Annotated in this window: 21 protein-coding genes; 5 read left to right on the forward strand and 16 right to left on the reverse strand. The window is 73.9% G+C overall.

The window, feature by feature from the left end; genetic code table 11:
* Positions 1-55 precede the first annotated feature (55 nt).
* The 13 genes from GA0070606_RS14230 to paaA all read right to left on the reverse strand — a co-directional run bounded on the left by GA0070606_RS14230 (position 56) and on the right by paaA (position 12,648).
* Positions 56-1,333 carry a geranylgeranyl reductase family protein gene (locus tag GA0070606_RS14230; protein ID WP_091099328.1) on the reverse strand — a complete coding sequence of 426 codons (1,278 nt, stop codon included), beginning with the start codon at positions 1,331-1,333 and terminating at the stop codon, positions 56-58.
* Between the two features lie 203 nt (positions 1,334-1,536).
* Entirely contained in the window at positions 1,537-1,767 is a 231-nt protein-coding gene (locus GA0070606_RS14235; RefSeq protein WP_091099331.1) for a hypothetical protein, read from the reverse strand.
* A 97-nt stretch (positions 1,768-1,864) separates the two neighbouring features.
* Positions 1,865-2,575 (reverse strand): demethylmenaquinone methyltransferase, encoded by a 711-nt coding sequence (locus GA0070606_RS14240; protein ID WP_091099334.1) that lies wholly within the window; start codon positions 2,573-2,575, stop codon positions 1,865-1,867.
* A 267-nt stretch (positions 2,576-2,842) separates the two neighbouring features.
* Positions 2,843-4,087: a cell wall anchor protein gene (locus tag GA0070606_RS14245; protein WP_091099338.1), complete on the reverse strand. Its 1,245-nt coding sequence runs from the start codon at positions 4,085-4,087 to the stop codon at positions 2,843-2,845.
* A gap of 193 nt (positions 4,088-4,280) precedes the next feature.
* On the reverse strand, positions 4,281-5,513 hold the full coding sequence (locus GA0070606_RS14250; RefSeq protein ID WP_091099341.1) for an LPXTG cell wall anchor domain-containing protein: 1,233 nt from the start codon (positions 5,511-5,513) through the stop codon (positions 4,281-4,283).
* A 247-nt stretch (positions 5,514-5,760) separates the two neighbouring features.
* Positions 5,761-6,933 carry an LPXTG cell wall anchor domain-containing protein gene (locus GA0070606_RS14255; RefSeq protein ID WP_091099345.1) on the reverse strand — a complete coding sequence of 391 codons (1,173 nt, stop codon included), beginning with the start codon at positions 6,931-6,933 and terminating at the stop codon, positions 5,761-5,763.
* A 359-nt stretch (positions 6,934-7,292) separates the two neighbouring features.
* Positions 7,293-8,483: a cyclic dehypoxanthinyl futalosine synthase gene (gene mqnC / locus GA0070606_RS14260; protein WP_091099349.1), complete on the reverse strand. Its 1,191-nt coding sequence runs from the start codon at positions 8,481-8,483 to the stop codon at positions 7,293-7,295.
* Between the two features lie 78 nt (positions 8,484-8,561).
* Positions 8,562-8,837 carry a type II toxin-antitoxin system Phd/YefM family antitoxin gene (locus GA0070606_RS14265; RefSeq protein WP_091099352.1) on the reverse strand — a complete coding sequence of 92 codons (276 nt, stop codon included), beginning with the start codon at positions 8,835-8,837 and terminating at the stop codon, positions 8,562-8,564.
* 31 nt (positions 8,838-8,868) lie between these two features.
* Entirely contained in the window at positions 8,869-9,978 is a 1,110-nt protein-coding gene (paaE, locus tag GA0070606_RS14270; protein ID WP_091099356.1) for a 1,2-phenylacetyl-CoA epoxidase subunit PaaE, read from the reverse strand.
* Complete coding sequence (paaD, locus tag GA0070606_RS14275; protein ID WP_091099359.1) at positions 9,975-10,451, reverse strand: 1,2-phenylacetyl-CoA epoxidase subunit PaaD; 477 nt, start codon at positions 10,449-10,451, stop codon at positions 9,975-9,977. Before paaD ends, paaE begins: the two co-directional genes overlap by 4 nt.
* A gap of 10 nt (positions 10,452-10,461) precedes the next feature.
* Positions 10,462-11,187 (reverse strand): 1,2-phenylacetyl-CoA epoxidase subunit PaaC, encoded by a 726-nt coding sequence (paaC, locus tag GA0070606_RS14280; RefSeq protein ID WP_091099361.1) that lies wholly within the window; start codon positions 11,185-11,187, stop codon positions 10,462-10,464.
* Between the two features lie 76 nt (positions 11,188-11,263).
* Complete coding sequence (paaB, locus tag GA0070606_RS14285; RefSeq protein WP_091099364.1) at positions 11,264-11,584, reverse strand: 1,2-phenylacetyl-CoA epoxidase subunit PaaB; 321 nt, start codon at positions 11,582-11,584, stop codon at positions 11,264-11,266.
* On the reverse strand, positions 11,581-12,648 hold the full coding sequence (gene paaA, locus GA0070606_RS14290) for a 1,2-phenylacetyl-CoA epoxidase subunit PaaA (protein ID WP_091099367.1): 1,068 nt from the start codon (positions 12,646-12,648) through the stop codon (positions 11,581-11,583). The genes paaB and paaA overlap by 4 nt, the downstream gene beginning before the upstream one ends.
* Positions 12,649-13,010: 362 nt before the next feature.
* Between paaA and GA0070606_RS14295 the strand changes: the two genes are divergently transcribed.
* Both GA0070606_RS14295 and GA0070606_RS14300 read left to right on the forward strand, forming a co-directional pair.
* Positions 13,011-13,967 carry a hypothetical protein gene (locus GA0070606_RS14295; RefSeq protein ID WP_091099373.1) on the forward strand — a complete coding sequence of 319 codons (957 nt, stop codon included), beginning with the start codon at positions 13,011-13,013 and terminating at the stop codon, positions 13,965-13,967.
* A gap of 50 nt (positions 13,968-14,017) precedes the next feature.
* Entirely contained in the window at positions 14,018-14,914 is an 897-nt protein-coding gene (locus GA0070606_RS14300) for a hypothetical protein (RefSeq protein WP_425413096.1), read from the forward strand.
* Positions 14,915-14,993: 79 nt separating this feature from the next.
* Here GA0070606_RS14300 and GA0070606_RS14305 read toward each other — a convergent pair whose 3' ends face one another.
* The 3 genes from GA0070606_RS14305 to GA0070606_RS14315 are packed head-to-tail and all read right to left on the reverse strand — an operon-like array spanning position 14,994 to position 17,858.
* Entirely contained in the window at positions 14,994-15,845 is an 852-nt protein-coding gene (locus GA0070606_RS14305) for a menaquinone biosynthetic enzyme MqnA/MqnD family protein (RefSeq protein ID WP_091099381.1), read from the reverse strand.
* Between the two features lie 33 nt (positions 15,846-15,878).
* Positions 15,879-17,234: an MFS transporter gene (locus GA0070606_RS14310; RefSeq protein WP_091099384.1), complete on the reverse strand. Its 1,356-nt coding sequence runs from the start codon at positions 17,232-17,234 to the stop codon at positions 15,879-15,881.
* A gap of 42 nt (positions 17,235-17,276) precedes the next feature.
* Positions 17,277-17,858 (reverse strand): ArsR/SmtB family transcription factor, encoded by a 582-nt coding sequence (locus tag GA0070606_RS14315; RefSeq protein ID WP_091099388.1) that lies wholly within the window; start codon positions 17,856-17,858, stop codon positions 17,277-17,279.
* A gap of 255 nt (positions 17,859-18,113) precedes the next feature.
* On the opposite strand from GA0070606_RS14315, the gene GA0070606_RS14320 reads away from it, so the two are divergent.
* The 3 genes from GA0070606_RS14320 to GA0070606_RS14330 all read left to right on the forward strand — a co-directional run bounded on the left by GA0070606_RS14320 (position 18,114) and on the right by GA0070606_RS14330 (position 22,131).
* On the forward strand, positions 18,114-20,237 hold the full coding sequence (locus tag GA0070606_RS14320; RefSeq protein ID WP_091099392.1) for a HelD family protein: 2,124 nt from the start codon (positions 18,114-18,116) through the stop codon (positions 20,235-20,237).
* Between the two features lie 210 nt (positions 20,238-20,447).
* On the forward strand, positions 20,448-21,377 hold the full coding sequence (locus tag GA0070606_RS14325) for an ABC transporter ATP-binding protein (RefSeq protein ID WP_091099395.1): 930 nt from the start codon (positions 20,448-20,450) through the stop codon (positions 21,375-21,377).
* A 16-nt stretch (positions 21,378-21,393) separates the two neighbouring features.
* Positions 21,394-22,131 (forward strand): ABC transporter permease, encoded by a 738-nt coding sequence (locus tag GA0070606_RS14330; RefSeq protein WP_091099399.1) that lies wholly within the window; start codon positions 21,394-21,396, stop codon positions 22,129-22,131.
* Positions 22,132-22,200: the final 69 nt, after the last annotated feature.

Raw genomic sequence — 22,200 nt, forward strand, 5'->3', positions numbered from 1 at the left:
GCGGGGGTCGATCCCTGCCCGCGCCAGCGGTCGTCACCGGCCGCCGGCGCGGCCGTCACACGGCCGGCGCCGCCTTCGTCATCGCGTTGATGACCCGGTCCATCGCGTCCCCGCCACGGGGGTCGGTCAGGTTGGCCAGCAGCTTGAGCACGAAGCGCATCAGCATCGGGTGCGGCATGCCGTGCTTCGTCGCCATCCGCATGATCTCCGGGCGGCCGATGAGCTTCACGAAGATGCCGCCGAGCCGGTAGTAGCCGCCGAAGCGGGCCTTCAGCTCCATCGGGTAGGCCGTCAGGGCGCGCTCGCGTTCGGCGCCGGCCGGGCGGGCGAGCGCCTGCACGGCGATCTCCGCGGCCAGCTCGCCGGACTCCATCGCGTACGCGATGCCCTCGCCGTTGAACGGGTTGACCATGCCGCCGGAGTCGCCGACCAGCATCACGCCCCGCGTGTAGTGCGGCACCCGGTTGAAGCCCATCGGCAGCGCGGCGCCGAGGATCGGCCCCTCCGCGTTCGCCTCGTCGGTCATGCCCCAGTCCGTCGGGGTGTTCGCCAGCCAGTCGGTGAGCAGCCGGCGGTAGTTGGTCTTGCCGAACGCGGACGAGGAGTTGAGCACGCCGAGGCCGACGTTGACCCGGCCGTCGCCCAGCCCGAAGATCCAGCCGTACCCGGGCAGCAGGTTGTCGCCGCTGTCCTTGCTGCGCAGCTCCAGCCAGGACTCGAGGTAGTTGTCGTCGTGCTTGGCGGGCGAGCGGTAGTAGCGCCGAACGGCGACGCCGATGGGCCGGTCCTCCCGCTTGACCAGCCCGAGGGCGAGCGGGAAGCGGCCGGAGACCCCGTCGGCCGCGACCACCAGCGGCGCGTGGAAGGTGGCGGGCTCCTTCTCCGGGCCGACCTCGGCCTCGACGCCGACCACCCGGCCGTCCGGGTCGAGCACCGGGCCGGTGACGTTCACGCTGGTGCGCAGCTTGGCGCCGGCGGCGACGGCCCGCTGGGCGAGCAGGTCGTCGAAGTCCAGCCGGGTGCGCACCAGGCCGTAGTTGGGGAAGCTCGCCAGGTCGGGCCAGTCCAGCTCCAGCCGGACGCCGCCGCCGATCACCCGCAGGCCCTTGTTGTGCAACCAGCCGGCCTCGGGCGAGGTGTCCACGCCCATCCGGACCAGCTGCCGGACCGCACGCGGGGTCAGCCCGTCGCCGCAGACCTTCTCCCTGGGGAACTCGGTCTTCTCCAGCAGCAGCACCCGTACGCCGTGCCGAGCCAGGTGGTACGCGGTAGCCGACCCACCGGGACCGGCGCCCACGACGATCACGTCGGCGTCATGCTCCACCGCGGTCATCTCGCGCCTCCTCCCGCATGCTCGTGAAATGCTTCACAAGCCAGACGGTGGGAGTCTATGACCGGTGTCATATCCGCGCCGGATCAGGGGTACCTAACTTGACGGAAACCTGTCCGGCGGGGCCGGGACCTGGCATCCGTCGAGGTCGGACGCGGTGTCCCCGACGGGTCGGGGCCGGGCCCGGCGAGGGAGGCGACGGGGCGTCAGTGCCCGGCGGAGGTGGCCGCGCCCAGGCCGGCGTCGAGCCGGATCGTCTCGGGCAGGTGGTCGCGGAGCGCGCCGCCGGCGGCGCGGTCCAGCGCGGCCAGCACCTCGGCCACCACCTGACGGACATCGGCGGGATCCGCGCCGGCCAGCTCCCTGAGCTGGGCGATGAGTTCGGCGGCGTCGTCGTCGGTGGCCTCCGCCCCGGCCGCCTGGTCTGGTCCCGTCATGGGGCGAGCCTACGGGGCAAAGTGGACCTAAAACGGATATTCCCCGAAAAGGATGAGAGCAGGATCGTGCCGGCGGCGAGCGCGTCGACGCCGCCGGTCAGTCGCGGACCGCCCGGTGCAGCGCCGCCAGGCCGCCGGTGAGGTTCCGCCAGGCCACCGAGCCCCAGCCCGCCGCCTGGATGCGCTGCGCCAGCGCGGCCTGGTCCGGCCAGGCCCGGATCGACTCGATGAGATAGACGTACGCGTCGGGGTTGCTGGACACCACCCGCGCCGCCGTAGGCAGCCACCGCATCAGGTGCGACAGGTAGGCGGTGCGGAAGAAGGGGTTGGTCGGGTGGCTCAGCTCGCAGATGACCAGCCGGCCCCCGGGCCGGGTGACCCGGGCGAACTCCCGCAGCGCCGCCTCGGTGTCGACCACGTTGCGCAGCGCGAACGAGATGGTCACCGCGTCGAAGACGCCGTCGGCGAAGGGCAGCCGCAGCGCGTCCCCGGCCAGCAGCGGCACCGCCGGGCGGGTGCGCTTGCCGGCGTACAGCATGCCCAGCGACAGGTCGGCGCCGACCGCGTACGCCCCGGAGCGGGCCAGTTCCTCGGTGGAGACGCCGGTGCCCGCGCCCACGTCCAGCACCCGCTCGCCGGGCAGCAGCCCGAGCGCCTCCCGGGTGGCCCGGCGCCACGCCCGGTCCCGGCCGGCCGTCATCACCGTGTTGGTCAGATCGTAGCGAGCGGCCACGCCGTCGAACATCGCGGCGACCTCGTGCGGCTGCTTGTCCAGGCCGGCGCGCTGGCCCTGCGGGGTACGGCTCACCCCTCCACTCTGCCAGCCCGACTCCGGCCGGCGGCCGGCGGGGCGGCGTGGCCCCGGCCGGTCGACGGGTCGGCGCGGCCCCGCCGGGCCCCCGCCGGTCGACGCGGCCCCGCCGGTCGACGCGCGACCCCGGGCGGCCGACGCCCGCAGCCCCGCAGGTCGACGCCCGCGGCCCCGGGCGGCCGGCGCGGCCCGGGCGGCCGGCGCAGCCCCGGGCACGCGACGGGGGCGGGATGGTCGCCCACCCCGCCCCCGTCGGCGAGCGCGTCAGTCGGTCGACTTCTCGTCGCCGGGGGCGACCACGACGATGTCGCGCCGCCGGGAGACCAGCAGCAGCGCGCCGCCGGCCAGCAGCACGGCCGCGCCGATGCCGCCGATCAGGCCGGCCTGCACGCCGGTCACCGGCAGGCCGCCGCCGCCCGTGCCGCCGCCCGGGGTCGTGGTCGGGGTCGGCTGCCCGGTCGGCCCGCCGCTCGGGGTCGGAGTCGGCTGGCCGCTCGGGGTCGGAGTCGGGGTCGGCTGCGCCGACAGGTCTACGAACGCCTCGAAGGTCGCGTGGTTGTCCATCGGGTCGGCCTCGGTGAAGGCCTTCCGCTGCGCGGGCCCGGCGGCCCGCGCCTTCCCCTCCGGCTCGCCCTCGGCGGCGTCCAGCCCGTACGCGAAGAGGTCGCCCTCCCGCAGCACCGGCTCGGTCACGTCGTCGTCGGCCTTCACCGTGACACCGGCCGTGTAGTACTGGCCCCGGCGGACGGTCACGCCGGCGTCCTCGCACAGCGCCCGCGCCCGGCCGAGGAACTCGTCCGCGGCACAGCCCTCCGGCAGGGTCACGAAGCTCAGACCCTTCGGCAGCATGAGGCCGTAGAAGAGACCGGTGGCCGGCCGGCTGCCGTCGTTGTAGACGGCCCAGTCCAGCGGGACGGTCTCGCCCCGGCGCACCGGCCGCAGGTCGGGCTCGTCGGTCACCGCTCCGTCGACCACGACGTTGGCCTGGACGTCCTGCACCCAGGCGGTGAGGTCGTAGCCCGGCTTCGTCACCGTGACCGGCACTTCGATCTTCTCGTTGTTGTCCGGGTCCGGGTCGGCGGTGGCCGCACGGACGGTCACCGTCAACGTGCCGCCGTCACCCTTGCCGCCGGTGCTGAACAGCGGGATGCCGAAGTCCTCGCTGGTGCCGCCGCGCAGGTCGCCGAGGCGGCAGGTGAAGGTCCTGCCGGCCACCTCGCAGCCCTCCGGCACGACGTAGCCGACCCGCTTGGCCTTGAGGCCGCTGGTGTCCACCTCGACCGTGACGCCCCTGGCGTCGACGCCGTCGCTGAGGTTCTGGACGGTGAACTTGAACGGCTTGGCCCTGGCCGCCTGCACGCCCTTGGCGAGGTGGTAGCTGGTCGGGGTCAGCGCGAGGTCCGCCTGGTCGGCGGCGTACGCCGGCACGGCGGCGGTGGTCAGGCCGCCCGCCGCGAGGAGCGCCACGGCGCCGGCGCGGGCCAGGGCCGAGCGGTGGAACAGGGTCATCGGTCCCCCGGGGGTTAGGGAAGAAACGGATGGTTGCGGAACCGAGCGGACCGTATCGAAGGTCGACGCGGCGACGCCAGCACGGCGATCATCTTTCATCCGTCCGTCCGACCCGAACGGACGGAGGGGCGGGACGGTCGCCCGTCCCGCCCCTCCGGCGGAGTCCTGTGCACGCCCCACCCGGGGCCGCCCGTCAGGCCGTCGGCTTCTCGTCGCCCGGGGTCACCAGGACGACCCGGCGCCGCCGCGCCGACAGGAACATCGCCGCGCCCGCGACCAGCACCGCGCCGCCGATGCCGACGACCAGGCCGGTCTGCGCGCCGGTTACCGGCAGCGGCCCTCCGTCCTCGTCGCCACCGTCCTGGCCGCCGCCACCGGTCCCGGCGGCGGCCACCACGACGGCGAAGTCGTCGCGGTTGTCGGTCGGGTCGACGTCCCCGGCCTGCGCCGCGCGGGAGCCGGCCGGTCGGTGCAGGAACGACGGCAGGGACGAGCGCTTGCGGGCCAGGTTCGCCTCGGTCGCCGCGAGCTCACCGCGGGCGCGCAGCGAGACCTCGCCGCCGGTCAGGCTGACCGGCGCCTTGACACCGGCGGCGACCTCCACCGGGAAGGCGCCGAGCACGCCCTCGCCCGGGGCCAGTTGGAGCAGGCCGGCCCGGCAGTCGGCCGACCGCAGGTCGGCGGCGTACTCGCACTCCTTGACCTGGATGCCGTCGTCGAAGGTCACGCCCTTGGGCAGGGCGATCTTCAGGTCGAGGCCGTCGGCGATCCGGTCGCCCTGGTTCTCGATGAACGCGAGGACGGTGGTCGCGTCGCCGGGGTTCAGCGCCTCGGTGGGCGGGTTCTCCTTCAGCACGTCGTCGAAGGCGAGCTGCCGGGTGACGTCCGGCACCACGACGCCGAGGTCGACGCCGCTCTCCTTGCTGATCTCGATCTGGACGGTCGCGGAGTTGTTGTCCGCCGTGGTGTCGTCCGGGGACTCCACGGTGAGCGTGACCGGGGCGGTGTACGGCTCGTCCACGTCGGGGACGCGCTTGATCATGACGATCGGCAGCTCGAGGGTCTCCCCCGGCCCGGGGATCTGCTCCTCGGGCACGACACAGGTCCACAGCACCGGCTTCGCCGCGCCCTCGCCGGAGCAGCCCTCGGCGGCCGGGAGGAAGGCCACCTCGCCGTAGTGGTCCACCTTCGAGGTGTCGGCCTTCACGACGAGCGCGGACGGCGTGCCGGGGCCGTTGTTCGTCACCTTGGCGTACGCCGTCTTGATCCGGGTGCCCTCCGCCACCTTGGTGCCGACGACGGCGGTGACGGTGAGGTCGGCGGCGCTGCCGGCGGCGTGGGCCGGCGTGCCGACGGCGGTGAACGCGCCGGAGGCGAGCAGCGCGACGGCGCCCAGGCGCGCCAGCGGTCGGTGGTGCATGGTCATCTCGGTTTCCCCACGTCAGGTGTGGCTGTCGAGCCGGTCCGCACATCAGCGACCGGCGATGCCACCCACTGTCCCGAACACGATCCTGTGCGCGACCGAAGCCGAGCGTCCCTCCGGAATGCCCGATCGACCGACCCCGTGCCGCGACCGGCGGGTGGACGGACAGCGGGGGCGGGATGGTCACCCATCCCGCCCTCGCTGCCGTGCGTTATGTGGACGACCCTCGCGGGTCGATGGAGGACGACCCTCAGGCCGTCGGCTTCTCGTCGCCCGGGGTCACCAGGACCACCCGGCGCCGACGCGCGATCACGAACATCGCCGCGCCCGCGACGAGGACCGCGCCGCCGATGCCGCCGATGAGGCCGGTCTGCGGACCGGTCAGCGGCAGGCCGGGCTCCTCGCCGCCGCCGCCCGCGCCGCCCTTGGCGGTCACGACGACAGCGTACGCGTCGGTGTTGTCGGTGGCGTCCACCTCGGTGGTCGCCACGGGCTCGGCGTTGGCCGGGAGCGCGCTCTTGCCCGCGGCGCGGGCGGTGGTCGCCTGGCTGCCGAGCGCCTCGACGGTGACCTGACCACCGGTGAGGCTGCCGGCCTTGACGTCCTTGCCGACCGTGAGCAGGTGGTAGAACCGGCCGCCCGCGATCAGGTCGTCGCCGTCCTTGTCCTGCGACACCGGGATCAGGTCGGCGTCGCGGTAGGTGCAGACGAGCGAGGTCTTGCCGGAGTTGTACTCGCAGCCCTCCTCGGCCTCGGCGAAGGTCACGCCCTTGGGCAGCTTCACACTGATCTTCAGCCCGGTGGCGGTGGCGTCACCCTGGTTGAAGGCCGAGTAGATGAGCTGGGCGGTGTCCCCGGCGCGCAGGTCACCGACGACCTTGATCTTGTCGCCCTCGACCTTGACGGCCTTGGTCACGTCGCCGGCGACCACGGTCAGGTCCGGGCCGGTGCCCTCGACCTTGACCTTGACGGTCACCTCGTTGTTGGACTCGTTCGGGTCGCTGCCCTCGTGCAGGATGATCGCGCTGATCTGGCCCGCGTCGCCCGTCGCGCCGCTCTTGCGGGTCAGCGGGAAGCCCCAGTCGATGTCGGCGCCGGCGGGCAGGACGTCGCCCTCGATGCCGCAGAGGATCAGGCCGTCCTCGCGGGGGTTGCAGCCGCTCTCGTTGATGTCGACCTTGCTGGTGTCCAGCTTGCTGATGTCGAGACCGACCAGGATGCCCTTGGCGTCCACCTTGCTCTTGTTGAGCAGGGAGACGGTCGAGGTCTTGCCGGGCGCGCCCACCGCGATGGTGGTGCCGGTCGCCTCGATCGCCAGGTCCGCCGAGGTGTCGGCCAGGGCCGGGGCGGCGAAGAGGCCCGCGGTCAGGATCCCGGCGGCGCCGGCGCCGGCGAACGCCAGCGCACGGTTACGGAAGATCATTGGGAAGTTCCCCCCGTGGGGTGCAGGAACATTACGGGCCGGGACGTTAGCGGCCCGCGATCACACCCGCCACCCCCGCGTTGAGCAGTGCGGCTAAGAATCGCTTAAGGAATGCCCGGATTGATATGCCTTGCTGCCCCTCGCCGCCGGTCCCACGGGCCGGAACGGTAACCGAATCGAGATCAACGGCCGGCGAGCCTCACCCGATCGGCCGAGCGGCGCGACCACCGATGGTCACGCGTTGCGCACCCGCCGTTCACCGGCTGCCCCCACCGCCGCCCCCGTCGGGCGCACCCTGGACGGCGACGCCCCACCGTCGGGCGACGGTGGGGCGTCGGGGCAGGGGCGCGCGGCGCTCCTCAGCGGGCGTCGACCAGCGGCAGGGTCTTTCCGGCGCCGCCGCCGGGCAGCGCGATCGAGGAGAAGTGCGACACGACCCGCTCGTCGGTCGGGTCGTCGGCCGGCGTCCGGTGCACCGCGAGTCGGTTGTAGAGGGTGTCCCGCTGGGCGGGGATCCGGTCCGCCGCGCGGATCATGCCGATCAGCTCGTGCAGGTTGGAGCGGTGCCGCGCCCCGGCGGAGGAGATGACGTTCTCCTCCAGCATGATCGAGCCGAGGTCGTCGACGCCCATGTGCAGGGCGAGCTGACCGACGTCCTTGCCGGTGGTCAGCCAGGACGCCTGGAGGTGCGGCACGGTCTCGAAGAAGAGCCGGGCCACCGCGACCAGCCGCAGATACTCCAGGGTGGTCGCCTGGGTGCGGCCCTTGAGGTGGTTGTTCTCCGGCTGGTACGTCCACGGGATGAAGGCCCGGAAGCCGCGCGTGCGGTCCTGCACGTCGCGGATCATCCGCAGGTGCTCGATCCGCTCGGCGGCGGTCTCGCCGGTGCCCATCATCATCGTCGCGGTCGACTCGACGCCCTGGCGGTGCGCCAGCTCCATGACCTCCAGCCAGCGCTCGCCCGACTCCTTCAGCGGCGCGATGGCCTTGCGTGGGCGGGCCGGCAGCATCTCCGCGCCGGCGCCGGCGATCGAGTCCAGCCCGGCCGCCTTGATCCGGGCGATGGCCTCGTCCAGGCTGACGCCGGAGACCTTGGCCATGTGCAGGATCTCGCTCGGCCCGATCGAGTGGATGGCGAGCTGCGGGTAGGCCTTCTTGACCGAGGAGAAGAGCTCCTCGTAGTACTCCACGCCGTAGTCCGGGTGGTGCCCGCCCTGGAGCATCACCTGCGTGGCGCCCAGCTCGACGGCCTCGCCGCAGCGGCGCAGGATCTCCTCCGTCGGGTGGGTCCAGCCCTCCTTGTGCTTCGGCGCCCGGTAGAACGCGCAGAACTTGCAGGCCGTCACGCAGACGTTGGTGTAGTTGATGTTGCGGTCGATCAGGTAGGTGACGATGTTGTCCGGATAGCGCCGCCGGCGCACCGCGTCGGCGGCCTCGCCCAGCGCGTGGAAGGGCGCCTCGGTGTAGAGCAGCAGGGCCTCCTCGGGCGTGATCCGCCCGCCGTCCGCGCCGCGCTGCAGGATGTCGTCGATCTCCCGGCTCACCGTCACGCCTCCGAGCGTACGTCGCCCCGGCCGGCCCGACCGCCTCGGCCCGGCGAGCTGCGGCTCACCCCACAGCCGCAGCGGTCAGCCCAGTCCGGGGCTGGCGACCGGCAGGCCGACGGCCTTCGCAGCGTCGAGCAGCCGACGAATCGGTGGCGTCGGCAGCGGCGCGGCAGCGGTCGGGGCGGTGGCGCGCCCCTCAGCGACCAGCCGCGCCAGCAGCGCGTCACCGACCACGATCGGGACGAGTCGGGCGATCGGCTCGCCCCGGTCGGTCACCTCGACCGTCTCGCCCGCCCGCACCCGGGCAAGCACCCTGCTGGTGTGCTGGTTCAGCTCCCGGATGGCGATCTGCTCCACGGGACGAGTGGAGAACGAACCGTCCTACGGGTCACGCGTCGTAGTCGACCGTGAGGCGGTCGGTGGTGGGGCTGGACTGGCAGGTGAGGACGTACCCGGCGGCCACCTCGTCCGGCTCCAGGGCGTAGTTGCGGGCCATGGTGACCGCGCCGTCGACCACCTTCGCCTTGCACGTCGAGCAGACCCCGCCCTTGCAGGCGTACGGCAGCTCGCCGCGCACCCTGAGCGCCGCGTCCAGCACCCGCTCCTCGCGGCCCATCGTGAAGCTCGACGACCGGCCGTCCAGCACGATGGTCACCTCGGCGCCGGCCCCCGGCTCGTCGGCCGGACGCCGCGGCGGGGCGGGCGCCTCGTCGACGTGGAACAGCTCCGTGTGCACCGCCGACTCCGGCACGCCGCGCCCGGTGAGCACCTCCCGGGCGTCCACCACCATGCCGTACGGGCCGCAGAGGAACCACTCCTCGACGGCGTCGCCGGGGACGACGGTGTCCAGCAGCCGGCCCAGCCGCTCGGCGTCGATCCGGCCGGAGAGCAGCGGCGACTCGCCCTGCTCACGGGAGAGCACGTGCACCAGGTGCAGCCGGGTCGGCCACCGGTCCTTCAGGTCGGCCAGCTCCTCGGCGAACATCACGGTGTTCGCCGTGCGGTTGCCGTACACCAGCGTGAAGGTGCTGGCCGGCTCGACGGCGAGCGCCGTCGCGACCAGCGCGAGCACCGGGGTGATCCCCGAGCCGGCGACCACCGCGCCGTAGTGGCGGGCCCGGTCCGGCGCGAAGGCCGTGGTGAAGTGCCCGAGCGGCGGCAGCACCTCGACCGTGTCGCCGCCGCGCAGCGCGCCGCAGGCGAAGGCGGAGAACGCGCCGCCGGGGATCTCCCGCACGCCGATCCGCAGCCGGCCGTGCCGGGCCAGGTCGTCGGGCGTGGAGCAGATGGAGTACGACCGCCGCACGTCCTCCCCCGCGTCGGTGCTCCGCCGGACGGTCAGGTGCTGGCCGGCGGAGAACGCGAAGGTCTCCCGCAGCTCCGGCGGCACCGCGAAGGTGACCGCCACGGCGTCGTCGGTGAGCCGATCGACGGCGGCTACGGGAAGCGGGTGGAAGACGGGCCGGCGACGGACCGGGCGGGTGATCGTGACAGTCACAGCGCCTTCAGGTGGTCGAAGGGTTCACGGCAGGAACGGCAGCGCCAGAGCGCCTTGCACGCGGTGGAGCCGAAGCGGCTCACCTGCTCGGTCTCGGGCGAGCCGCAGCGCGGGCAGCGTACGGCGAGGGTCAACGGCACCACGCCGCCCGCGCGGGCGGGGGCCGGTGGGGCGATCCCGGCGGCGGCGAGCTTGGCCCGGCCGGCGTCGGAGATCCAGTCGGTGCTCCAGGCCGGGCTGTAGACGGTGCGCACCTCGGCGTCGGGGTGGCCGGCGGCGGCCAGCGCCCGACGGATGTCGGCGCGGATCACGTCCATCGCCGGGCAGCCGGTGTAGGTGGGGGTGATGGTCACGACGACCCGGCCGGTCGCCGGGTCCTCGTCGACCGCCCGCAGGATGCCGAGGTCGTCGATGGTGACGACCCGGATCTCCGGATCCACCACCGCCGCCACGGCCGCCCTGGGGTCGCTCACCGGTGCCTCCTCACCAGCGTGCCCCGGGGTGGGCGCGGTGCAGCACCTGCATCTCGGCGAGCAGGTAGGACAGGTGCTCGGTGTGCACGCCGTCGCGCCCGCCGGTTGGCGCCCAGCCCGACTCGGGCCGGGTCAGCGTGGCTTCGTCGAGCACGGCGGAGACGGTGGCGTCGAAGTCGGCCCGCAGGGTGGCCGGGTCGACCGGCGCCGCCGGGTCGGGGGCGAACAGCTCGTGGGCGTACGGCCAGACCTGGTCGACCGCCGCCTGCATGCGCCGGTGCGACTCCTCGGTGCCGTCGCCGAGCCGCCGCACCCACAGCGAGGCGTGGTCGAGGTGGTAGGCGGACTCCTTGCGGGCCTTCGCCCCGATGGCGGCCAGCCGCTCGTCGGCGCAGCCGGCCAGCGCGGCGTAGAGGGGGAGCTGGTAGGCCGCGAGGAAGAGCAGCTTCGCCATGGTGACCGCGAAGTCGCCGTTGGGCAGCTCCACCAGGAGGCAGTTGCGGAACTCGCGGTCGTCGCGGAGGAACGCCAGCGCGTCCTCGTCCCGGCCGGCGCCCTCCAGCTCGCCCGCGTACGACAGCAGCAGCCGGGCCGCGCCGAGCTGGTCGAGGGCGATGTTGGCCAGGGCGATGTCCTCCTCCATCTCCGGCGCGCGGGTGGTCCACTCGGCGAGCCGCTGCGCCGCGATCAGCGCGTCGTCGCCGAGGGCGAGGGTGAAGTCGAAGGGACCGTTCACGCCGCCACCTCGGTCCGCTCGGCGGCGGCGCGACGCGCCCCGGTGCTGAGCCGGACGGTTCGCTCGCTGCGCTCGCTCACAGGTGGGCCACCCCGTCCGGCACCTCGTAGAAGGTGGGGTGGCGGTAGACCTTGTCGGCGGCCGGGTCGAAGAAGGCGTCCTTCTCGTCGGGGCTGGACGCGGTGATCGCGCCGGCCGGCACCACCCAGATGGAGACGCCCTCCTGACGGCGGGTGTAGAGGTCCCGGGCGTTGCGCAGGGCCAGTTCGGCGTCGGGGGCGTGCAGGCTGCCGACGTGGGTGTGCGACAACCCGCGCCGGGCCCGCACGAAGACCTCCCACAGCGGCGAGGGACGCCCCGCGCCGTGCTGCCCGGTCCGCTCGCTGTGCTCGCTCACGCGGCCACCTTCTCCTTCTTCTCCACCCGCTTGGCGGCGTACGCCGCGGCTGCCTCACGCACCCAGGCGCCGTCGGCGTGGGCGCGGCGACGGTGCTCCATCCGCTGCCGGTTGCACGGCCCGTCGCCGGAGATCACCCGCATCAGCTCGTCGTAGTCCGGCTGGGTGAAGTCGTACGACTGCCGCTCCTCGTTCCAGCGCAGGCCCGGATCCGGGATGGTCAGGCCGAGGATCTCGGCCTGCTGCACGCACATGTCCACGAAGCGCTGGCGCAGCTCGTCGTTGGAGAACCGCTTGATCTTCCAGGCCATGGACTGCGCCGAGTGGGTCGAGTCGGTGTCGGGCGGGCCGAACATCGCCAGCGACGGGTACCACCAGCGGTCGACGGCGTCCTGCGCCATCGCCTTCTGCGCCTCGGTGCCGTGCGCCAGCGTGTGCAGGATCTCGTAGCCCTGCCGCTGGTGGAACGACTCCTCCTTGCAGACCCGGATCATCGCCCGCGCGTACGGCCCGTAGGAGCAGCGGCAGAGCGGCACCTGGTTGACGATGGCGGCGCCGTCGACCAGCCAGCCGATCGCGCCGACGTCGGCCCAGGTCAGCGTGGGGTAGTTGAAGATCGAGCTGTACTTCTGCCGGCCGCTGAGCAGCAGCTCGACCAGCTCGTCCCGGCTGATGCCGAGCGTCTCGGCGGCGGCGTAGAGGTAGAGGCCGTGGCCCGCCTCGTCCTGGACCTTGGCCAGCAGGATCGCCTTGCGCTTGAGCGAGGGGGCCCGGCTGATCCAGTTGCCCTCCGGCTGCATGCCGATGATCTCGGAGTGCGCGTGCTGGGCGATCTGCCGGATCAGCGTCCTGCGGTACGCCTCGGGCATCCAGTCGCGCGGCTCGATCTTCTGGTCGGCGTCGATGACCTCGGCGAAGTATGCCGCGAGGTCCTCGTCGGGGCCGGGGGCGCCGGCGCGCCGCCCCCGCTCGGCGGCCTCCCGCAGTGCCGCCTCCGCCGCCTCGACCTCGCCGAGCAGGCCACCGCCGGGTGCGTCCTCGGCGGAGAAGTCGTTGCCATACATGGGCCCAAGTGTTACAGCTCGCAACTCGCCGCACCAGAGGGGTGTAACAGGTTTCCGAAGACGGTTCCGGACGGACGGCGCGCCGGCACGAGTCGTTCAAACTATGACTTCGGTCACCAGGCGAAGATGAATACTCCCAATAAACACATAGCGGCCCGATATCCCGCCTTCATGGCAAGTTGCCAGGTGTCGGGTCATGTCGAGCCGCCGATCCGCACGTAGACTTCCCCCGGCACACCGATCGGCTGCCGACTATCCGCCCCCAGGAACACCCGGAGGCCGCCCCCGGCCCCGGCCAGCCGCCGATCCGTCCGGACAACAAGCCGGTCCCCCCGGCCCTGACATCTGGAGCTCACCCACTCATGCGATCCCGCGTGACCCTGGTGCTCGCCGTCGTGGCGGTCCTCCTCGGTGGTGGCCTGCTCGTTCCCGCCGCGTACGCCCGACTCTCCGGCGACGACGCCGGGAGCGGTGGAAGCGGCGGCGGAAGCGTCGCGGCGCCCGCGCCGACCCCGCCACCGCCCCCGACCCTGGCCGCCGGCCCGGTCTCGGTGAACTTCAAGGGCGAGTTCTTCTCGTGGGCGCTGATGGACCGGCAGACCGGCCAGATCTCCGGCTCGAAGAACATGGCCTCGACGAGTTCGACCGAGTCGATGATCAAGGCGTGGTTCGCCGCGGACTACCTCCACCAGCTCGGCGACAAGCCGCTGCCGACCGAGCGGAGGAAGCAGATCACCACCGCCATCCGGGACAGCAACGACGACGCCGCCAACGCCCTCTACACGGCGGTCGGCCGGAGCGCCACGATCAAGCGAATGATCAGCACCTGTGAGCTCACCGACACCAAGCCGGGCAACGTGCCCGGCTACGTCGGCTGGTGGAGCTTCACCCGGATGTCCCCACGCGACGCCGTCCGGCTCGGCGACTGCATCGCCGACGGCACGGCCGCCGGCGACAAGTGGACCAAGCTCCTGCTCGACGAGATGAGCAAGGTCAGGGGCAGCACGGCCGCCAAGGACCAGAAGGCCCGCTCGGGCGGCGGCCGCTGGGGGATCATCGACGGCCTGCCGGAGTCGATCCTCGGCCAGGGCCCGGTCAGCATCAAGAACGGCTGGACCCCGCTGAACTACGACGGCAACTGGCACGTCAACTGCCTCGCGGTGACCGAGCGGTGGAGCCTCGCCGTGATGCTGCGCTACCCGCAGCGCAGCGGGCTGGACTACGGCGCGCAGGTCTGCGCGTCGGTCGCCAGCCAGCTCGTGACCCCGCAGCCCGGCGCCGCCCTCAAGGTGCCGCAGCAGCCGGTCGGTAAGCTCTGATGGCGGCGCGACGCCGCGACGAGCGGGGCGGCGACGCCTCCCCCGTCAAGATGATCGCCGTCGCGGTGGTCCTGATCGGCCTGGTGCTCGTGTCCCTGCGGCTGCTGCCCGGCTCGCCGTTCGAGTCCACCGCCGCCGCCAAGTGGGGCGAGCCCGCCACCTCCACCGAGCGCGGCGCGAGCGCACCGGGCGACAGGAGTTCCCGGCCGTCGCCGTCGCCGTCGCCCAGCCCGGAGCCGGAGCCGCTGCCGTTCGTCGCGAAGGACCTCGACCTGGACATCGCGGGCTGGTACTCGTGGAGCGTGCTCGACCGCCGGACCGGCGAGATCATCGGCTCGGACAACATGGACGAGACCAGCACCACCGCCTCGCTGATCAAGGCGTGGATCGTCGCCGACTACCTGCGCCGGGCCGACGAGAAGGGCCAGACGCCCAGCGACGCCAAGCTCGCCGACGCCACACTGATCATCCGCGACAGCGACAACACCCGGGCCCAGCAGTTCTACAACGCCATCGGCGGCTCCGCCTCGATCAAGCGGCTGATCTCGCGCTGCGAACTGACCGACAGCAGCGTCGCCAGCGACGGCGGCTGGAGCCGCACGAAGCTCTCCCCCCGGGACACCGCCCGGATGGGAGCCTGCATCGCCGACGGCCGGGCCGCCGGCCCGAAGTGGACCAAGTGGCTGATCGGCGAGATGCGGCTGGTGCGCGGCGCGGGTGACTTCGGCATCCGCAAGGCGTTCCCGGCCGCGGAGCGCAAGACCATCGCCATCAAGAACGGCTGGATCGACCGCACCAGGGAGCAGGAGATGCACATCAACTGCCTCGCCATCGGCGACACCTGGACGATGGGCGTGATGGTCCGCTACCCGATCGGCAAGGGCTACGAGTACGGCATGAAGAACTGCCAGAAGATCACCGAAGCCCTTCTCCGCGACCCCGTCTGACGCCCCGCCGCCGGCCGGCCCCGCCCGCTGGTCGAGCCGCTCACCGCAGCGGTCGGCGGCCCCGCACGACGGTCGCGGGTCAGCCCGCGAAGAAGTCGGGGCCGGTCTCGGGCAGGGCCGGGGCGGCGCCGAGGGCGGCGGCGCGGCGCGCGAACTCGCGCAGCCCGGCCACCTGACGGTCGCCGAGCGAGAAGTCCAGCGCCCGGAAGTACGACGCCAGGGTCTCCGCGTCGAACGGCTCCCAGCGCGCGCCCGCCTCGGCGACCTGGTCCAGCTCCGACAGGCAGAGGTCCCGGGAGCGCAGGAACGCCTCGTGCACCTCCTTGACCAGGCCCGGGTGGGCGGCGGCGAAGTCGCGGCGTACCGCCCAGACGGCGAAGACCATCGGCAGGCCGGTCCACTCCCGCCACGCTTGCCCGAGGTCGGTGACCTCCAGCCCGCGCTTCGGCGCCTCGTGGAGCGCGCGCAGCGCCACGTCGCCGATCAGCACCCCGGCGTCTGCCTCCAGCAGCATCTGGGTGAGGTCCGGTGGGCAGCGGAAGTACTCGGGGTTGACCCCGTACCGCTCGCCGAGCAGGAGTTGGGCCAGCAGGACGCCGGTCCGCGAGGTCGAGCCCAGCGCCACCTTCGCGTGGTCGAGCTCGGTCAGCGGGCGGGTGGAGACGATGTTGACCGACAGCACCGGGCCGTCGCTGCCGACCGCCAGGTCGGGCAGGAGCAGCAGCTCGTCGGCGTGCCGCAGGTATTCCACCTGGGAGATCGGGCCGATGTCCAGGTCGCCGGCGACCAGCGCGGCGCTCAGCCGGTCCGGCGAGTCCTTGTGCAGGTCGACGTCGATCAGGGCGCCGGAGCGCATCAGCCCCCAGTAGATCGGCAGGCAGTTCAGGAACTGGATGTGCCCGACCCGGGGGCGCGCGACGTGCTCAGCCATGCCCCGACCGTATCCCCGTGCCCCGTGCGGGGCTCAGCGGGCCGTCGTCGGAGTGGCCAACCCCGCATCCGCCGACGCGGCGCCGGAGCCCGGGCCGTCCGACGCGCCACCCGAGGCCGGGACGCCCGAACCGGCGTCGGAGGCCGGGGCCCCCGACGCGGCACCGGGAGCCGGGGGCTGGGGGACGGCGCGGGCCGCGCGGCGCAGCGGCAGCGAGACGGCGGCCACCGCCAGCAGCCCGGCCAGTCCGCAGCCGGCGACCAGCGGCCGGGGCTCGGCCGCCTCCAGCAGGAGGCCGCCGGCCAGGAAGCCGACCATCGCGGCGCCCTGGATCCCCGCGCCGAAGACGGCGAAGGCGCGGCCCCGCGCCGCCTCCGGCACCCGGCGGGCCAGCAGCACGTTGTTGAAGACGTTGGTGCCGCCGTTGAAGACGCCGCCGACCAGCCAGATCGGCACGAGCGGCAGGGCCGTCGGCACGGCCGCCGAGGCGAGCACCATCAGGCAGCAGGCGCCGAGCATCGCCAGGCTGGCCCGGACCATCGTGCCGTCGCGGTGGAGCCGCCGGGCCACCGGCGCGAAGAGCCACGCGCCGGCCAGGACGCCGAGGGTCCAGGCACCGGTCACCAACCCGTACACCGTGGTCGAGCTGCCCAGCGTCTCCCGGATGAAGAACACCTCGATCACGTTGATCGCCCCGACGGCGCCGAACACCCCGGCGACGCTGGCCACCATCGCGAGCAGCAGCGGGTCGTGTCGCAGCCGCCAGGCCGGCGGCGCGGCGGCGGCACCGACCGCCACCGCCGGCGCGGACCGGCGGCCCCCTCTGCGGGTACGGATCAGCAGCCCGGCCGCCACCAGCGCGAGATAGGTGCCGGCGGCCACGAGCAGCGGCGGTCGGGTGCCGAACCCGCCCACCAGCAGCCCGGCCAGCGCCGGGCCGGCGAGCGTGCCCAGCGTGCCGGCCGACTGGTTGAGCGCGCTCGCGCGGGGCAGGTCCTCGGCGCGCACCATCGCCGGCACCAGCGCCGAGAGCACGGGCTGGGTGACGGCGAGCCCGGTGGCGAGCAGCCCCACCAGCACGATCACCAGTCCCGGGTGCCCGGCGTGGGCGAGCGCGAGGCAGACGCCGGTCTGAGCCAGCCCCGCCGCCACGAGCAGGACGCGGCTGTCCACCCGATCCGCGAGCCGGCCGGTCAGCGGCGCGAGCGCCACCAGCGGCAGGGTGGCCGCGAGCAGCAGACCCGAGACGGCGAGCCCTCCGGCCCCGGCGGACTGCAACGCCAGCGTGAGCGTGCTGGCGGCGAGGAAGTCGCCGAAGGTGGAGACGCCGCGGGCGGCGGTCGCGAGCCAGACGTCCGGCCAGCGCGACGGACCAGATGTGAAGGACATACTTCGAAAATAATCCTTCACATCTGGCGAGGCAATCCCTCCTCAATCCAGCGGCAGCGCCTTGTAGTTGACCGAGACCGTGCGCGCCAAGGGCGGCGGGTCCGCCCGCGACCGCTTGCGGTACGGCTCCAGCAGGCGGTCCACCGCCTCGTTCAGCTCGCGCAACTCATCCGCCGTGAGCAGCAGCTGCGAGTCGGCGAGCCGGCTCGCCTCGTACCACTCGGCCGGCTCGTCGGGCGCGCGCCGCAACCATTCCCGGCTGCGCTCCAGGTCGCGGGCGAGCCACGCCTCCACCAGCGCGCGCTCGGCCGCCACGACCTCCGGCGTGGCGGCGCGGCCGGCCTCGACGGTCCAGCTCGGGCTGACCGTCCGCCAGACCCGCTCCCGCGCGTCCCCGCGGGTCGGCGCCGGCTCCACCAGGCCGGCCTTCGCCAGCTCACGCAGGTGGTAGCTGGTGGCGCTCGGGGAGAGACCGACGATCTCCGCGCACTCCGTGGCGGTCGCGCCGGCCTCGATCGAGCTGAGGTGTTCCGTGATCGCGAGTCGGGCCGGGTGGGCCAGCGCCCGCATCACCTGCGGATCGCTGATCGTCACCCGGGGTCGCTCGGCACGCGGCTCCGTCATCCCCCCATGATCCCGGCCACCCGGTCGTCGGCGACCACCGACCACCGGCAGCGGTCCGGTCCGGGTCGCCGGGGCCGGGACGATCCCCGCGCGAGGCGGGTAAATCGGTGGAGCGTGGCCCTGGCGACGCGTAGGCTGACAGGCCGCTGACGGCCGGGGTGAGGTGTGCACCGCACCGGACGTCCCGCGCCGGGGCCGGCCATCCGCCCTCCGGACACGCGAGCGATCAGCAGATGACCTCGATGGGGATTCAGCGTGACCGCAGTCGACCTCGACATCGACCTCGCCGCCGAACGCGAGCACCTCGCCACCTCCCGGGCCGCCCTGGCCCGGATGCGGGAACGCGCCGAGGCCCTCTTCGCCACCGGCGACCAGGTGGCCGGCGACGCGTACGCGGCCGAGACGCTCGGGCGCACCCTGGCCCGCCGGGTCGCCGAACTCGCCGACGACCCGACCACGCCGCTCTTCTTCGGCCGCCTCGACTTCGGCCCGGCCACCGGCGACGACGGCGCGGGCGCCGGACACCGCGACCACGCCGGTCGGCGCTACCACGTCGGGCGGCGGCACGTCACCGACGAGCGGGGCGAACCCCTGGTGCTGGACTGGCGGGCCCCGGTCTCCCGGTCGTTCTACCGGGCCAGCGCCCGCGACCCGCAGGGCGTGGCGGTGCGGCGCCGCTTCGGGTTCAGCAACGGGGTGCTGACCAGCTTCGAGGACGAGCGCCTCGACCGGGGCGAGGAGCTCGGCACGGCCAGCCGGATCCTGACCGCCGAGATCGAGCGGCCCCGCGTCGGGCCGATGCGCGACATCGTCGCCACGATCCAGCCCGAGCAGGACGAGCTGGTCCGGGCCGACCTCGGCGACTCGATCTGCGTGCAGGGCGCCCCTGGCACCGGCAAGACGGCGGTCGGCCTGCACCGCGCCGCGTACCTGCTCTACCTGCACCGGGAGCGGCTGCGCCGCGCGGGTGTGCTGATCGTCGGGCCGAACCGGGCCTTCCTGTCGTACATCGCGGCGGTGCTGCCGGCGCTCGGCGAGGTCGAGGTGGAACAGGCCACGGTGGAGGACCTCGTCGGCCGGGTGCCGGTCCGGGCGGTCGACGACCCGTCGGTCGCGGCCGTCAAGCACGACGCCCGGATGGCGGAGGTGCTGCGCCGGGCCGTCGACGCGCACATCGGCGAGCCGACCGAGCCGATCATGGTCTCGGACGGCTCGTACCGCTGGCGGATCGGGCTGGACCCGCTGCACCGGGTGGTCGAGGAGACCCGCCGGGAGCGGCTGCCGTACGCCACCGGGCGGGAACGGGTCCGCGCCCGGGTCGTGGCCCTGCTCCAGCGGCAGGCCGAGGCGCGGCGCGCCGAGTCGCCGGGCGACGCCTGGCTGCGCCGGATGGGCCGGTGCGCCCCGGTCGCCGCGTTCCTCGACGCGGTCTGGCCGGCGCTCACGCCGGAAGGGCTGGTGCACCGGCTGCTCACCGACGCCGACCTGCTGGCCGGCGCCGCCGAGGGGCTGCTGACCGCCGACGAGCAGGCGCTGCTGCGCGGCGGCCCGGCCCCGGCGCCGGCCGGCGGCACGGGGGACGCCCCCCGCCCGGCGCGCCGCCCCGCCGCGACCGGGACGAGGCTCGGCCGCACGCCGAAGGCCACGAGGTGGACGGCGGCCGACGCCGTGCTGATCGACGAGGCCGCCGGGCTGGTCGAGCGGCCGACCGGCTTCGGTCACGTCGTCGTCGACGAAGCGCAGGACCTCTCCCCCATGCAGTGCCGGGCGATCGCCCGGCGCAGCGAGCACGGGTCGATCACCCTCCTCGGCGACCTGGCCCAGGGCACCGCCCCGTGGGCCGCCGCCGACTGGCGGGAGTCCCTGCGCCACCTGGGCAAGCCGGACGCCGTCGTGGTCCCGCTGACCGTCGGGTTCCGGGTGCCCGCCGCCGTGGTCGCCTTCGCCAACCGGCTGCTGCCGGCGCTCGCCGTCGACGTGCCGCCGGCGGAGTCGCTGCGCCGCGACGGCGCGTTCGACGTGCGTACCGTCGACGACCTGACCGCCGCGACGGTCGCCGAGGCGCGCGCGGCGCTGGCGTTCGACGGCTCGGTCGCGGTGATCGCCGCCGACGGGTCGGTCGACGGGCTGCGGGCCGCGCTCGCCGCCGGCGGCGTCGAGACCGCGACCGTCGACGACCCGGCCGCCGCGGCGCGCGTCACCGTGGTGCCCGCGACGCTGGTCAAGGGCCTGGAGTACGACCATGTCATCGTCGTCGAACCGGCGGCGATCGTGGCGGCCGAGCCGCGCGGCCTGCACCGGCTGTACGTGGTGCTGACCCGGGCCGTCTCCCGCCTCACCGTGCTGCACACCGCGCCGCTGCCCGCCCCGCTGCGCTGACGCGTCTCCCGGGCGGGCGCCGCGCTCACGCGGTTTTCCGGGCGTGGGCCGCGCTGACGCGTCTCCCCGCTGGGCGCCGCGCTGACGCGTCTCCCGGACGGGCGCCGCGCTGGTGCGGATTCCGGCCGGCGCTGCCGGCACCGCCGGCCGGGCCGGGCTGGTTGCGCCGGTGCGGTAGACCGGAGCCGTGACGATCGGACGGAGCAGCACGTGATCCTCACCCGCGCCGAGCAGGCCAGCCGACGGTACGGCGACGTGCTCGCTCTCGACCGGGTCGACCTGGAGGTCCGCGCCGGCGAACTGGTCGGCCTGCTCGGCCCGAACGGCGCCGGCAAGAGCACCCTGCTCAACCTGCTCGTCGGGCTGCGCCGGCCCACCGCCGGCCGGGTCGAGCTGTTCGGCGGCGACCCCCGCGACCCGACCAGCCGGCGGCGGATCGGGGTCACGCCGCAGGAGACCGGCCTGCCCGGCACGCTGCGGGTCGGCGAGGTGGTCGACTTCGTCTCCGCGCACTACCCCGACCCGGTTCCCCCGGCCGAGCTGCTCGACCGGTTCGGCCTGAGCGAGCTGGTCCGCCGGCAGACCGGTGGCCTCTCCGGCGGGCAGCGACGGCGGCTCGCGGTGGCGCTCGCCTTCGTCGGCCGACCCCGGCTGGTGCTGCTCGACGAGCCCACCACCGGCCTGGACGTGGAGGCCCGGCACACGCTCTGGGAGGCGATCCGGGCGTTCCACGACGACGGCGGCACCGTGCTGCTGAGCAGCCACTACCTGGAGGAGGTCGAGGCGCTCGCCCGCCGGGTGGTGGTCATCGGGCGCGGCCGGGTGCTCGCCGACGACACCGTCGACGCGGTCCGCGGCATCGTCGGCGTGCGCCGGGTCAGCCTGGTCGCCGGCGACCTTCCCGCGCTGCCGGGCGTCGTCCGCACCGAGCGGGTCGACGGCCGCACCCACCTGCTCACCACCGACGCCGACCAGCTCGTGCGCGACCTGGTCACGACCGGAGTGGCGTTCTCCGACCTGGAGGTCCGGCCCACCTCGCTTGAGGAGGCGTTCCTCGCCATCACCACGACCGACGCGGTGTCGGGACCCGGAGCCGGCCGACCGACGACCGCCGTGGCCGGTCCGCCCGCCACCGCCTGAGGGGACGATTCTTCCGATGCGGTTAGCCCTGGTCCACGCCCGTTACCAGCTCCTCGAGACCGTCCGGATCCCGGTCGCCGTCTTCGGCAGCGCGTTCTTCCCCGCTGCGGCGATGCTCTTCTTCGTGGTGCCGTTCGCCGGCAAGGACCCGGTCGCCGCCACCTTCGCGACCGCCGCCATGGTCACCTTCTCCGTGATGAGCGCGAACATCTTCCAGTACGGCGTCGGGGTGGCCGAGGACCGCGACCAGCCCTGGAGCCCGTACACCCGAACCCTGCCGGCCGGGCCGGCCCCACGGTTCGCCGGCCGGGTGCTCGCGGGGCTGGCGCTCACCTACCTCTCGCTGGTCCCGGTGGTGGTGATCGGGGCGACGCTGACCGAGGCCCGGGTCACCGCACCGGCGTTCCTGCTGGCTCTGCTCACCGTCGCCGTGGTCTCGGTGCCCTTCACCCTGATGGGGCTGGCGATCGGATACTCGCTGCCGAGCAAGGCGGCGATCGTGGTGGCGCAGGTCGTCTTCTTCCCACTCGCCTTCGGCGGCGGGCTGCTCTCCGCCCCCGACCAGGCTCCCGGCTTCATCGAGGCCGTCGCGCCCTACCTGCCGACCCGCGGCGCGGTGGAGCTGATGTGGGCCGCCGTCGGCGACTATCCGCTCAACCCGCTGTCGATGGCCATGCTCGGGGTCTGGGTGGTGCTGCTGGCGGCGCTGGCCGCGTGGGCGTACCGGCGCGACGAGGGCCGACGGTTCAGCTGAGGATTCGTCCGATCCGCCCCGATAGGGCACGGTTCGGTGCCACGATGCCGGCAGGGGCACGCCGTCGTG

It is taken from the genome of Micromonospora citrea (assembly GCF_900090315.1).
Lineage (GTDB): Bacteria > Actinomycetota > Actinomycetes > Mycobacteriales > Micromonosporaceae > Micromonospora > Micromonospora citrea.

Bases quoted from the DNA above. Each gene is read 5' to 3' on its own strand.
- GA0070606_RS14230 (WP_091099328.1), bottom strand. From the start codon at position 1,333: ATGACCGCGGTGGAGCATGACGCCGACGTGATCGTCGTGGGCGCCGGT.
- GA0070606_RS14235 (WP_091099331.1), bottom strand. From the start codon at position 1,767: ATGACGGGACCAGACCAGGCGGCCGGGGCGGAGGCCACCGACGACGAC.
- GA0070606_RS14245 (WP_091099338.1), bottom strand. From the start codon at position 4,087: ATGACCCTGTTCCACCGCTCGGCCCTGGCCCGCGCCGGCGCCGTGGCG.
- GA0070606_RS14250 (WP_091099341.1), bottom strand. From the start codon at position 5,513: ATGACCATGCACCACCGACCGCTGGCGCGCCTGGGCGCCGTCGCGCTG.
- GA0070606_RS14255 (WP_091099345.1), bottom strand. From the start codon at position 6,933: ATGATCTTCCGTAACCGTGCGCTGGCGTTCGCCGGCGCCGGCGCCGCC.
- paaA (WP_091099367.1), bottom strand. From the start codon at position 12,648: ATGTATGGCAACGACTTCTCCGCCGAGGACGCACCCGGCGGTGGCCTG.
- GA0070606_RS14295 (WP_091099373.1), top strand. From the start codon at position 13,011: ATGCGATCCCGCGTGACCCTGGTGCTCGCCGTCGTGGCGGTCCTCCTC.
- GA0070606_RS14300 (WP_425413096.1), top strand. From the start codon at position 14,018: ATGATCGCCGTCGCGGTGGTCCTGATCGGCCTGGTGCTCGTGTCCCTG.
- GA0070606_RS14305 (WP_091099381.1), bottom strand. From the start codon at position 15,845: ATGGCTGAGCACGTCGCGCGCCCCCGGGTCGGGCACATCCAGTTCCTG.
- GA0070606_RS14310 (WP_091099384.1), bottom strand. From the start codon at position 17,234: ATGTCCTTCACATCTGGTCCGTCGCGCTGGCCGGACGTCTGGCTCGCG.
- GA0070606_RS14315 (WP_091099388.1), bottom strand. From the start codon at position 17,858: ATGACGGAGCCGCGTGCCGAGCGACCCCGGGTGACGATCAGCGATCCG.
- GA0070606_RS14330 (WP_091099399.1), top strand. From the start codon at position 21,394: ATGCGGTTAGCCCTGGTCCACGCCCGTTACCAGCTCCTCGAGACCGTC.